The 12,125-nt window shown below is 58.8% G+C and carries 9 protein-coding genes and 1 tRNA gene; 5 read left to right on the top strand and 5 right to left on the bottom strand.

Annotated features, from left to right (window positions below):
• The first annotated feature begins 11 nt into the window (after positions 1 to 11).
• The 4 genes from AC2FF8_RS01185 to AC2FF8_RS01170 all read left to right on the top strand — a co-directional run bounded on the left by AC2FF8_RS01185 (position 12) and on the right by AC2FF8_RS01170 (position 4,818).
• Positions 12 to 97, top strand: a tRNA-Leu gene (locus AC2FF8_RS01185).
• 616 nt (positions 98 to 713) lie between these two features.
• The gene (locus AC2FF8_RS01180) at positions 714 to 1,682 is read left to right on the top strand and encodes a TAXI family TRAP transporter solute-binding subunit (RefSeq protein WP_170344173.1); all 969 of its coding nucleotides are present in this window, start codon (positions 714 to 716) and stop codon (positions 1,680 to 1,682) included.
• A gap of 98 nt (positions 1,683 to 1,780) precedes the next feature.
• On the top strand, positions 1,781 to 4,390 hold the full coding sequence (locus AC2FF8_RS01175) for a TRAP transporter permease (RefSeq protein WP_496878724.1): 2,610 nt from the start codon (positions 1,781 to 1,783) through the stop codon (positions 4,388 to 4,390).
• Entirely contained in the window at positions 4,387 to 4,818 is a 432-nt protein-coding gene (locus tag AC2FF8_RS01170) for a universal stress protein (RefSeq protein ID WP_170344175.1), read from the top strand. The genes AC2FF8_RS01175 and AC2FF8_RS01170 overlap by 4 nt, the downstream gene beginning before the upstream one ends.
• A 94-nt stretch (positions 4,819 to 4,912) precedes the next feature.
• On the opposite strand, the gene AC2FF8_RS01165 is transcribed toward AC2FF8_RS01170, so the two are convergent.
• The 3 genes from AC2FF8_RS01165 to AC2FF8_RS01155 are packed head-to-tail and all read right to left on the bottom strand — an operon-like array spanning position 4,913 to position 9,001.
• The gene (locus AC2FF8_RS01165; RefSeq protein ID WP_496878723.1) at positions 4,913 to 5,953 is read right to left on the bottom strand and encodes a lipocalin-like domain-containing protein; all 1,041 of its coding nucleotides are present in this window, start codon (positions 5,951 to 5,953) and stop codon (positions 4,913 to 4,915) included.
• Complete coding sequence (locus tag AC2FF8_RS01160; RefSeq protein WP_496878722.1) at positions 5,943 to 8,357, bottom strand: ABC transporter permease; 2,415 nt, start codon at positions 8,355 to 8,357, stop codon at positions 5,943 to 5,945. Before AC2FF8_RS01160 ends, AC2FF8_RS01165 begins: the two co-directional genes overlap by 11 nt.
• Positions 8,354 to 9,001: an ABC transporter ATP-binding protein gene (locus tag AC2FF8_RS01155; protein WP_257600784.1), complete on the bottom strand. Its 648-nt coding sequence runs from the start codon at positions 8,999 to 9,001 to the stop codon at positions 8,354 to 8,356. Before AC2FF8_RS01155 ends, AC2FF8_RS01160 begins: the two co-directional genes overlap by 4 nt.
• Positions 9,002 to 9,174: 173 nt before the next feature.
• Here AC2FF8_RS01155 and AC2FF8_RS01150 point away from each other — a divergent pair, with 173 nt between their 5' ends.
• Positions 9,175 to 9,609 carry an ion channel gene (locus AC2FF8_RS01150; protein WP_257600783.1) on the top strand — a complete coding sequence of 145 codons (435 nt, stop codon included), beginning with the start codon at positions 9,175 to 9,177 and terminating at the stop codon, positions 9,607 to 9,609.
• Here the strand turns inward: AC2FF8_RS01150 and cls are convergent.
• Positions 9,606 to 11,018 (bottom strand): cardiolipin synthase, encoded by a 1,413-nt coding sequence (gene cls / locus AC2FF8_RS01145; RefSeq protein WP_496878721.1) that lies wholly within the window; start codon positions 11,016 to 11,018, stop codon positions 9,606 to 9,608. The genes AC2FF8_RS01150 and cls overlap by 4 nt on opposite strands.
• Positions 11,019 to 11,041: 23 nt before the next feature.
• Positions 11,042 to 12,031, bottom strand: coding sequence for an HAD family hydrolase (locus tag AC2FF8_RS01140; RefSeq protein ID WP_257600781.1), 990 nt, complete (start codon positions 12,029 to 12,031; stop codon positions 11,042 to 11,044).
• Positions 12,032 to 12,125 lie beyond the last annotated feature (94 nt).

Raw genomic sequence — 12,125 nt, 5'->3', positions numbered from 1 at the left:
CAGTGTTCGTGGCCCAAGTGGCGGAATGGTAGACGCAGGGGATTCAAAATCCCCCGCCTTCACGGGCGTGAGAGTTCGAGTCTCTCCTTGGGCACCACATTCCCGACGAATTCAGAATTCCGTCCGTCCTTATGGCGGGGTTCCGTGCTGGTGCCGTGATCAAGGTGCTGACCCGCAACCTTGGTCTTCATGTCTTGTTCGAGGCCTTCTGTAGCGGGCCGCAAATGCCACAACGTTCCGGGCCTGCATCAGCAGTCAGGTCATCAGGTCCCCGGCGGTGTGAATCGTGAACCGGGTTGGTATTGAAGGGCCTTTGTCAGATTCGCCCGAACGCACAAACGTGACATGACCTGCGTCCATGTTCGAAAACGCGGATCGCTCTTTTTCCCGCCGACTCGTGCCGGTTCATTGCATCGAGGATGAAACGGAGTGTTGGGCTTCGATTGATCGTGTGACCCCAGACTGTTCGCTGTGAACTGATGGGGAAAGTTCGTGATTTGTGCTCATATATGCGAATTGGCGCAGGTCCGACCGGTGCCGGCCTTGACATTGTGGGTATCTGAATGAAACCTCGAAAGGGTTGGGAGAAATTGGGAAATTCAAAGATTTGTAGCCGTTGCGATGCGGGCCGGTTTGTATTATCGGCACGCTTCCCTGAGCAGGTGATCAAACTTGATTTCCAACTGCCAGACAAAAAAAGTGGGAGTTAACAGATGAAAAACAGCAGCAAACTGAGCGTCGGCGCCTTCGTCACCGCAGCCCTTCTGGCTCCGGCGGCATATGCCGAAGAGTTCATTACAATCGGTACCGGCGGTGTCACCGGCGTTTACTATCCGACCGGCGGCGCGATCTGTCGTCTGGTCAACAAAGGCCGGAAAGAGCACGGCGTGCGCTGCTCGGTCGAATCGACCGGTGGTTCGGTTTACAACATCAACACCATCCGCGAAGGCGAACTGGAGTTTGGTGTGGCCCAGTCCGACTGGCAGTACCACGCCTATAACGGCACCTCGAAATTCGAAGAAGCGGGCCCGTTCGAAGGCCTGCGCGCAGTGTTCTCGGTGCACCCCGAACCCTTCACCGTCGTGGCCCGCGCCGATTCCGGCATCACCAACTTTGAAGACCTGAAGGGCAAGCGCGTCAACATCGGCAACCCCGGTTCCGGTCAGCGCGGCACCATGGAAGTCCTGCTGGGCGAAATGGGCTGGACCACCGACGATTTCGAACTGGCAACCGAGCTGAAAGCGGCTGAACAGTCGGCAGCCTTGTGCGACAACCAGATCGACGCGATGGTATACACCGTTGGCCACCCCTCGGGTTCGATTCAGGAAGCCACCACCGCATGTGACTCGGTTCTGGTGAACGTCAGCGGTGAGGCCGTGGACAAGCTGGTCAACGAAAACTCGTTCTACCGCAAGGCAACCATTCCCGGTGGCATGTACCGTGGATCCGACGAAGACACCGCGACCTTTGGTGTGGGCGCGACCTTCGTGACCTCGGCCGATGTATCGGAAGATGCGGTTTACGCGGTCGTCAGCTCGGTCTTTGAAAACTTCGATGATTTCAAAAAGCTGCACCCGGCATTTGCAAACCTGAAGCCGGAAGAGATGATTGCGGACGGCCTGTCGGCTCCGCTGCATCCGGGTGCCGAGAAGTACTACAAAGAAAAAGGCTGGATTCAGTAAACCAGACCTGACGCAGGGTGCCCAAGGGCGCCCTGCACAAAACCCGTAAGAAACGGGGTTCAGATGGCCGAAAAATGGCCGCGACGGGGAGACATTTGATGAATTCCGACACTCAATCCAATCGTCCGCTTTCCGAAGAAGAGCTTCAGGATCTGGTTGCGTCTTCTGACGCAGGAGGGCGCAACCCGGTCGGGAACGTGGGCGTTTTCCTGGCGGTCGTGGCCGCGATCTGGTCGATATTTCAAGTTGTTCTGGCTTCGCCCCTGGCGAATTATGTCTTGCCCGGAAGCGTCGTGAACAATGCACGGCAATTCCACCTGGCTTTTGCCCTGTTTCTGGCTTTTGCAGCCTATCCCGCGCTGAAATCCAGCCCGCGGGATTTCATCCCGGTTCAGGATTGGATCATGGGATTGGTGGGCGCGTTCGTCGCGCTGTACGGCTATTTCTTCTATGACAAGATCGTCAATGCGGGCGGTTTGGCCGACGACACCGACAAATGGGTTGCGTTGCTTGGCTTGATCCTGCTGTTCGAGGCCGCGCGCCGCGCGCTTGGCCCGGCCATGGCAATCATTGCGACGATATTTTTGGCCTATGTCTTCTTCGGCGCCTCGGAATGGGTGCCTGAAGTTATCCGCTGGAAGGGCGCGAGCCTGAAAAAGGCGATGAGCCACATGTGGATCACGTCAGAAGGCGTGTTTGGTATCGCACTGGGTGTTTCCACGAAATTCGTCTTCCTGTTCGTGCTGTTCGGCGCATTGCTGGATAAAGCCGGTGCAGGGAACTATTTCATCAAGATGGCCTTTGGGGCGCTTGGCCACCTGCGCGGTGGTCCGGCCAAGGCGGCTGTTGTGGGCTCGGCTGCGACCGGCCTGATCTCGGGCTCGTCGATTGCCAATGTTGTCACCACGGGTACATTCACCATCCCGCTGATGAAGCGCGTCGGATTCAGCAGCGAACAAGCCGGCTCGGTCGAGGTCGCCAGTTCCGTGAACGGGCAGATCATGCCGCCGGTGATGGGGGCCGCTGCCTTCCTGATGGTGGAATATGTGGGCATTTCTTACGTTGAGGTGATCACCCACGCCTTCCTGCCAGCCGCGATTTCCTACATCGCGCTGGTCTATATCGTGCACCTTGAGGCGGTGAAGCGGAACATGCCCACGCTGGGCGACCGCGATGTGCATCTGGCGCGGACCGTGGTGGGGATGCTTGCATTCTTCCTGGTGTTTGCAGGTCTTTGCTATGGGTCACAATTCCCGGTGGATGCCGTGACAAGCTGGGTGCCGTCGGCGGCCGGTCTGGTGCTGAGCCTGATTATCTGCGCGGTATATGTTGCCCTGCTGTATCTGGCGGCCCAGGTGCCTGATTTGGAACCGGATGACCCGAACGCAAAAGAGGTTACGCTGCCGGTCATCGCCGATATCTACAAGGCAGGTCTGCATTACCTGCTGCCGATCATCGTTCTGGTCTATTTCCTGATGATTGAACAGAAGTCACCGGGCCTGTCCGCGTTCTGGGCGACATCGCTGCTGTTTGTCATCCTGCTGACGCAGAAGCCGCTGAAGGCGATGTTCCGGGGGCAGAGCAACCTGTACAACACTTTCATCGATGGTGTTGCCGACCTGTGGCAAGGGCTGATCGACGGGGCACGCAACATGATCGGCATTGCGCTTGCCACGGCAACCGCGGGCGTGATCGTGGGAACTGTCACGTTGACGGGTGTTGGTCAGGTGATGGCCGATCTGGTCGAGTTCCTGTCGGGCGGCAATCTGATCCTGATGCTGGTCATGGTCGGGCTGCTCAGCCTGATCCTGGGCATGGGCTTGCCGACAACCGCGAACTATATCGTTGTCAGCTCGTTGATGGCCGGGGTGGTTGTTGAACTGGGTGCGCAAAGCGGGCTGATCGTTCCCTTGATCGCCGTCCATCTGTTCGTTTTCTACTTCGGGATCATGGCCGACGTGACACCTCCGGTCGGGCTTGCCAGCTTTGCCGCCGCGGCTGTGTCGGGCGGTGATGCGATCAAAACCGGTTTCACGGCCTTCTTCTACAGCCTGCGCACCGTGGCGCTGCCCTTCGTGTTCATTTTCAACACCGATCTTCTGCTGATCGATGTGACATGGGTCGAAGGGATCACAGTGGCGATTTTCGCGACCATAGCGATCCTTGTCTTCACGGCAGGCACCATGGGGTATTTCCTGACCCGCAGCCGGATCTATGAAAGCATCGCGCTGATCGCCGTGGCATTCGCGCTGTTCAGGCCGGATTTCTTCATGGATCGCATCGCACCTCCATACACTTCGGTCGAGCCTGCGGCGTTTGTCGAAACCATCGGCCAAACTTCACCCGGAACCGAGGTTCGCATGGTGATCAGCGGGCCGGATTTTGATACCGGCAAGATGGTGGACACCACGGTTGTCGTGCCAGTCGGATCAGAAGAGGGCGGTGACGCGCGCGTCGATGCCATGGGGCTGCTGTTGCTCGAAGAGGATGGTCTTGTGAAACTAGATGAGCCGATGTTTGGTTCACCGGTTGCCGATGATCTGGCCAACTTTGACTATTACGGTGACGAGGCTGTGCGCCTGAGCTCGGTCAGCCTGCCGTCCAGCCAGCCTCCGAAGCAACTGGTCTATATCCCGGCGATGATCCTTCTCGGCCTTATCGCTTTCCTGCAACGCGGTCGTGCCGCAAGACAAGGAGTGCCCGCATGACACGCTCTGTTCTGTGTGCCGTTGATATCAGCAACGGCGAGATTGATGCACCGGTTCTGAAAAAAGCAGCCGCGCTGGCGGATATGGAAGGGGCGCAACTTGACGTGGTGACGGTGCTGCCCGATTTCGGGGAAAGCTGGGTGTCGGGGTTTTTTGAATCCGGTTTTCACGACAAGGCGTTGGAGGAAGCGCAGGCCAAGCTGACGGCGCTGTGCGTATCGACCCTGGGGGCCGAGCGCAATGAAACCATCCGCCATGTGGTTGCGACAGGAACAGCTTATCAGGAGATTTTGAAGACGGCCGAAAGTGCCGGCTCTGATTTGATCGTAATCGGAGCCCACAAGCCGGATTTGAAGGATTACCTGCTGGGCCCGAATGCGGCACGTGTGGTGCGACATTCCAACGTCTCGGTCTACGTGGTGCGCTGACGCGAAAAGCAGATCCAGTACGCAAATGTGTTGAAACGCCGACGGCAGTCCGCTGCCGTCGGATAGTTCAGGAAGCATCTGTGCGGCAGCTGTTTCAGTAGCCTGTCATTTCCAGATAACCAACGCCTTCGTGGCTGCCAGTGACTGTAACCGGGCCTTCCCAGTATTCGAAACGCGTCCCCATCCAGGCATCTGGCGTCAGGGCGGATACCTTGACGTCGATGCCTCGGTCCGCAAGCACGACGCGCCATTGCGTCGGGACGTCGCGGCCTGCCACCTGATCGGTCGCAAGCGGCTCTAGCCTGACGGATCCGTCGGGGATGGCATCGGTGCTGCCGTCTGAATTGATCCATGTGGCCGACGTGAAATCGCCGCGACCACCGCGCAGGCGAAAGGCCATCAGTTTGTCTCCGCCTTCGAAGCTGAGCGAAAACCAGTCCCAGCCGGTTTGATCCTCGGCCAGGGGTTGCGATGACCATTCCCGGTCCAGCCAGCCCTGACCAGTGACGCGCATATCGCCGTCCGGCAGGTGCAGTATGCCTTCAACTGAATAGAAGGGTTGCGAATAGTAATAGCTGGCTTGCCCGTCGGCGGATTTGACGGAATAGCCCGCTTGGCCATGAAACACCAACGGGCCTTGTGCCGTCAGCGCAAGATCATACCCGAAATCAGCCCCGTTTGCCGTCAGGGTCAGGGTGTCCATGTCCGGTCCGGCCATGCGCCATTCGTCGATCCAGGCTTCGAACGGTTGCGCCGCAACACCTGCCTGTCCGATCCCCCCACGCGACAGGCGTTCGGCAAAATAGTGGGTGTCAGGCGTGGTGGTAGCCGCATGGCCCATCCAGATCTGCGGGCTTTGCCATCCATCTGTTTCAAATGGCTTCAGGGCCGACCGGAAAAGGGTCCATTGTATACCATAGTCACGCCCGTCCTCGCCTTTGAGGTTGGCCGTCAGATACCACCATTCGATCCGATAGGCGGGATGTGGCCCGTGGTCTTTGGGAAAGTCGAACGCGATCCCCGCCTGCGGAATCTTGAATCCTTCGGCTGATCCTCCAAGGCCAGCATAGCCCTGCGCCCACAGCGGCGATGGGCACAAAAACACGAGAACGGCCAAAAGGGCTTTAACGTTCATTGGCGAACACCTTCAGCAAATCGGCAGGGGGCAGACGCACCATGCGCAGCGCGGGCAGGGCCGCGGCAACCAGGGCGGCCAGCAGGGTCAACAGGAACAGCCACAACCAATCCCAGGGAAACACGAACATCGGCAATCGCCAGCCAAAGGCCTGTACGTTGATCACTGCCAACAGAACCCAGGCGAGGATCAGACCAAGCGGCAACGCCAGACACGCGGTCAGAGCCGCGAGCAGCACGCTGCGCAGCAGTTCCAGCCGCGCCAGTTGCGCCCGGTTCAGCCCCAGTGCCCAAACCGGAGCAATCTGAGGCAAGCGCTGGGTCCACAGGGTCAGCAGGCTGGTAAGTATGGCAAATCCCGCCACGCCGAGGGTCAGAACATTGAGTGCCGAGGTCACGACAAAGGTCTTTTCGAAGATTGCCAATGATTGCGCCTTCATGGCGGCCTGCTGAACCACGGCCTGACGCGGCAGGGCGAACCGCTCGCGCAAGGTTTGCGCCATTTCAGTCGCCTGTTCGGGGTTCAAACGGATGCCAAACCGTCGGGTCTCTGCCCCCGGCGCGATGCGGTCAAGCTGGGCCATCGAGACAATGGCTTGCCCGGTCGGGTTTCCGTAATCCGAATACACCCCGGCTATGGCCAACGCATGATCCGGGGACAGTGTCAGCGTATCTCCGGGCCAGAGGTTCGCGCGCCGTGCCAGTTGTTCGTTGATCAGAACCGCGTCTCCGGCCATGACGTCGTCCCATACGGTCGCGGTTGCCGATATCAACGGCCAGTGTTGCCGATAGACCGGATCGTCAATGACCCCGTACAGAAACAGGGGGCCCGTTTCATGTGGCAGTTCCATGTTGCGAATTGGAAGGATGGCCTTGACCTGTGGCCGCAGCCAATCCGTGATCTCGCGCCCCTGTTCTTCGTCACGGACGGTCAGATAGAGTTCTGAAGTCAGGCGTTGGTCCAGCCAGCCGACAAAGGTCAGCCGGAAACTTGAAACCATCGTGCCCACACCGATATTTGCCGCAAGCGCAAGCAACAGGGCCATCAGGGCAAGCGACAGCCCGGGCAATTGGGCGCGCATGTCGGCCCAGACCCACTGCGCGACGGCACCACGGGACCTGTTGCCAAAGACGGAAAGCGCAAAGGTCAGAAGCGCCGGCAACAAAAGCGCGGCACCGGTCAGCAATCCGGCCAACAGCACGAAACCGGCAACCAGCCCACCGATGCCGAGATAGGCGATGGTACCGCCGAAGATCAGGGCCAAGCCGAGCAAACCGGTCACAAGGCGTGTCCGAGCATTGCCCTGCCAGGCTTGCACTCCGGGCCCCGCCAGCAGAGGCATACGAGACAATCGCCACAGCGCATGGCCACTGGCAAACAAGGTGCCGCAGACAGCCATTGCCATCCCGGCAAACACCCAATGGGGGTGCAATGTCAGCTGTCCGGTCACGGGCGCACCATACAGGCCGCGAAGGGTTGCTGCGACATCGGGCAACAACGCTCCGGCCAGAAAGAACCCAAGAAGCAGACCCATGGTTCCACCGATCAGGGCCAGCCCCGTCAGTTCGGTCAGGATCAGGAAGACCAGCCGCCGCATCGAAACACCCAGCGCTCGCAGGGTACGGATCATGCCTCGGCGTTGGGCAAAAGCCAGCCCGACAGTGCCGTTCACGATGAACAGGCCAACGGCAAAGGACAACAGGCCAAAAGCCGACAGATTCAGGTGAAAACTGTCAGTCAGCCGTGCAGTATCGACTTGCGAGGATGGGCTGGCGCGCTCCAGTTCGGGCGCGATTTCGGCCAAGGGGGGGCGATCACGCGGCTGATCCGGCAAAACAATGAGGCGCGAGATGAAACCGGTTTGGTTCAGCAGGGCTTCGGCTGTGCCGATATCCGTCAGGATAACGTCTGGTGGCAGTGCCGTGGTGAGTGAAAACGGCGGAAGGTTGTCCTGGTCGCGCAACAGCGGCGCGAGTTCTGCCGCGATCAGAAGCCGCCCCGGGGCGGTCAGCATGTCCGCCGGCTCAGTCGGCGCGGTGCTTTGGTCGGCTTCGGTAACGGCTGGCAGGGCCGGGTAGGCAACCATGTCCACACCCATCAGACGCAAAGTGCGGCCTGCGATCCGATAGGGGCCCTCCAGAACGGCCGCCACCTGCCAGCCAGCACGACGCAGATCGACGTAACGCGAAACCGGGATCAGACCGGATGGATCGCGCAACTCGTCGAACTGGCCAAGGGCGAGTTGCGCGTTGGCCCGGGCATAGCTGGCACGAGCTTCGGCATTGATGGCCTGAACCGCGGACCAGAGACCCGTGGCCAACGCGATGCCTGTCAAAAGCGTTGCAAGCTGCAACCAGTGCACCCGCCAATGTGACATCAAAGCCTGAATGACGGCAGCTGTCATTGGATACGACCACCGCAGAGCTGGAGGCTGCGATCCAGTCGGGCCGCAATCTGTTGGGAATGCGTGACCAACAGAAGCGCTGCGCCGGTATCGGCCACAAGTGCCAGCATCAGATCCAGTACTGTTGCACTGGCGGTTTCATCCAGATTGCCCGTGGGCTCATCCGCCAGCAGCAGTTTCGGGCGCGCAGCCATCGCACGGCCAATCGCGACCCGCTGCTGTTGCCCGCCGGACAGGTTTTCGGGAAATCGGTCCAAAAGATCGGACAGGCCCAAGCGTTCGGTCAGATGCGCGGTCCAACCGGAATCCTCGACGCCGGCAAGGCGGGCGTGAAAGGAAAGGTTCTGCGCAACGGTCAGCGAAGGGATCAGATTGAACTGCTGAAACACCAGCGAGACCTGCCTGCGCCGCAACTCGGCCCGCCCGGCATCGTCCAAAGGGGACAGAGGCGTACCGTTCAGAGTGATTTCACCGCCGTCGAAACAATCGAGCGCAGCGGCAAGGTTCAGCAGAGTGCTTTTGCCACTGCCGCTTTCTCCGGTCAGGGCCAGAGTTTGCCCGTGATCAAGGGTCAGCGACACATCGCGCAGAACCGGGCGCCCGCCGGGATAGGTTTTCTGAACACGGTCGATGGTCAACAGCATGATCTGGCCTTTTTTCTTCCAAGGATGTGCGACGGAATTCCAAACTGTCCAGTGCGGACCGGTACCCGGTTCCATTCGCCGCAGGCTTGCGGCACGATCGCCGGGGTTGTGCCCCGCACCTCAAAGGGCCATTCTGCCCGGACGGTCCACTGTCGTAAATCAGGATGAAAAACATGACGTTGCTGCATCAGATCATATGGGGCAGTACATTTCTGGCGCTCTGCTTCTTGGTCGAGATTCTTTTGTTAACCTGGTGTACCGTTGCGATCATCAAGTGGGATGAAAGATGGTCCGCCAAGGGGGTGTTCTTTGGAACGGCAACACCAATCGCGGTATCTTTGGCGTTTATCGTCGCCACGCATACGATTCAGGTCTGGATCTGGGCCATCGTCTGGGTGTTGCTTGAGGTTCTGCCGGATTGGAACTCGGCCATCTATTTCTCACTGGTGACGTTCACGACTCTGGGATACGGCGATATCGTTTTGGGCGAAGGATTGCGTATCTTCGGGTCTTTTGCCGCGGTTGCTGGTCTGCTGGCCTTTGGTCTGTCGACCGCTTATCTGGTGGCGATGATGACGCGCGTCTTTCAAGAGAAATTCTTTTCCTAGAGGATAGGCGCAAACAGCCGCGCCAAGGGGGCGCCAAACCGGATATGCGCGGGTTGCTGGGCCAGACGGCGCGTCAACTCATAGCTCGCCTCGAAATCCGCGCGCAGCATGTGATCAACAGCCAAGGCTGCGCGGGCATCGAAAAACAGGGCCATCGCCTCGAAGTTCAGCCGGAAGGACCGGTTGTCCAGATTGGTCGTGCCGACCGCGGCCAGCGTGTCGTCAACCACCAGCACCTTCTGGTGCATGAATCCATCCGTATATCGGAACACTCGCACGCCGCAGTCGCGGATTTCGTCGAAATAGGCAAAAGCGGCCAGCCAGGGTAGCCGATGGTCGATCACATCCGGGACAAGGATGCGCACGTCCACCCCGCGCATCGCTGCATGTTGCAGGGCGGTCATGACGTCGATGTCGGGCACGAAATAGGGCGATGCGATCCACAGTCTTTCTTTCGCCTCGGCGATTGCCGAAAAGAACATCATGGCGCCGGTTTCGGTTTCGTCTCCGGGTCCGGTCGCCACCAATAGGGCATTCATGTCTTGCTCGGCCACGCTGCCTGCCCAGTCGAGATCATCAATCAGGTCTTCATCGCGGGCCCAGTGCCAGTCTTCGGTGAAGATGAGCTGCAATTGCCGGACGATGTGGCCGGTCATCTTGATATGCGTGTCACGCCAATGGCCGAAATGCGGGTCTTCTCCCAGGTATTCAACGCCCACGTTGTGACCGCCGATAAAGCCTGTTTCTCCGTCGATAACGACAGTCTTTCGGTGGTTTCGGTAATTCAGCTGAAACCGGAAATTCGGGCCGCGTTGACGGCGAGGGTCGGCCACGTCAATTCCCGCATCGCGCATCGTGTCCAGGTAGGTGCTTGGCAACCCATAACTGCCGACAGCATCGATCATGAAACGGACATGCACCCCACGTTTCGCGGCCTCGATCAGCTTGGTCTGAAGCTTGCGGCCCAGCGCGTCGTCTCGGACGATGTAGAACTGGATCAGGATATAGTTTCTGGCCTCGTCCAACGCCTCGAAAATGGCATCAAACGTTGCCTGACCATCAATCAGAAGCTGAGCGCCATTGCCACTGGAGACCGGAAGGTGAGCCAGAAACTCGAATGGTCGTGGATTGATCGACATCGTGGTCGGATCAGGTCGGGAATAGTCGGCAAAGGTCTTGATTCCTTCGACGACCCGTTCGCTTTGCTGGCGCGAGATGCGATAGCCGCGAAACCTGTGGTGCCCCAGAAACAGGTACATCGGCACCGCAAAAATCGGTGCCGATACCAAAAAGACCACCCAGCCAACGGCTCCTTGCGGCGTGCGCGCGGTTTGTGCAGCGCGCACCGAAAACACAATCGCAATTGCATAGAGCAAAAAAACAAAGGTGGAAACCAGCAATGTCCACATGGGCGGTAAGTCTTTCGGGTCGTTCAGTTTCCTCCAGTGTAGACCCGCGACCAGTCTTTCGCCATATCGACGATGACCCAGCCTTTGTCCGGCCCCTGATCCAGACCGTCAACCAACCGCCCAATCGGGCTTTCCCGATCATAGGCCCATTCCCGCTCGGCATCGGTATGGTGGATCAGAACACCCAGCCGTGGCCCATTGCCCGAGGTTGTCCAATCCAGCATGGCGAAATCGCCGTCTGAGTTTCCGGCGGCCAGAATGGGGCGTTTGCCGATTGTGCGTTCGATGTTGATGGGTTTGCCTTCCTTGTCGTCGATGAACGCAATCCCGGGGGCCTTGATTACGGTCGGAACGCCATCGACATCTTCGAAAGTCGAGTTTCCATAGGTGCCCAGAATCTGTTCCGGCGGAATGCCATAGGCTTGTTCCGCAAAGACCCGCATGAAGTGAATACCGCCACCCGAGACAATATAGGTCTTGAACCCTTCGTCCCGCAGATAGCGCAACAGCTCGACCATGGGCTGATAGGTCATCTGGTCATAAGGCAATCCGGTGTCCGGGTGTCGCGCTTCGGCCAGCCATTCCGCGACTGCGGCCTGAAACGCCTCGACAGTCGTCCCGGAATGTGACGCGTTGACAACTTCGATCAACGCATCGTGACCGCCTTGAAGAACCGTCGCAAGATCACCTTCGGCAGCGGCTTTCAAAGCAGGTGTGGACAGGATCGAAGGATCTTGTTCGGCCAGTTCAGAAAGCCGATCCATGGCGAAAATGAACTGGAAATACACCGGCTGTTCAGCCCAGAGCGTACCGTCATTGTCAAATACCGCGATCCGGGCTGCCGGGGTTACGTAGCTTTTGTTTTCAGGGTCTGTCACCGCCTCGACAAAGTCAACGATATGGTCCCGTGATTCCGTGTCCGCCCATGAGGGCAGCGGATCTGCGGATGCCGTGAAGCTCGCAAGTCCGCTCAGTACGACTGCAACAGCCAAGGCTAGGGGCTCTCTTGTCATGGCCTAATTCCTTCGACGCATGTTTCGGTAAGAAATACCGTGGATAAAACAAAAAACCCGCAGCGCCGATCAGGTGCTGCGGGTTCAGGTGTCG

It is taken from the genome of Ruegeria sp. YTSA144, assembly GCF_059610125.1.
This window is presented reverse-complemented; position numbering and strand designations above follow the sequence as displayed.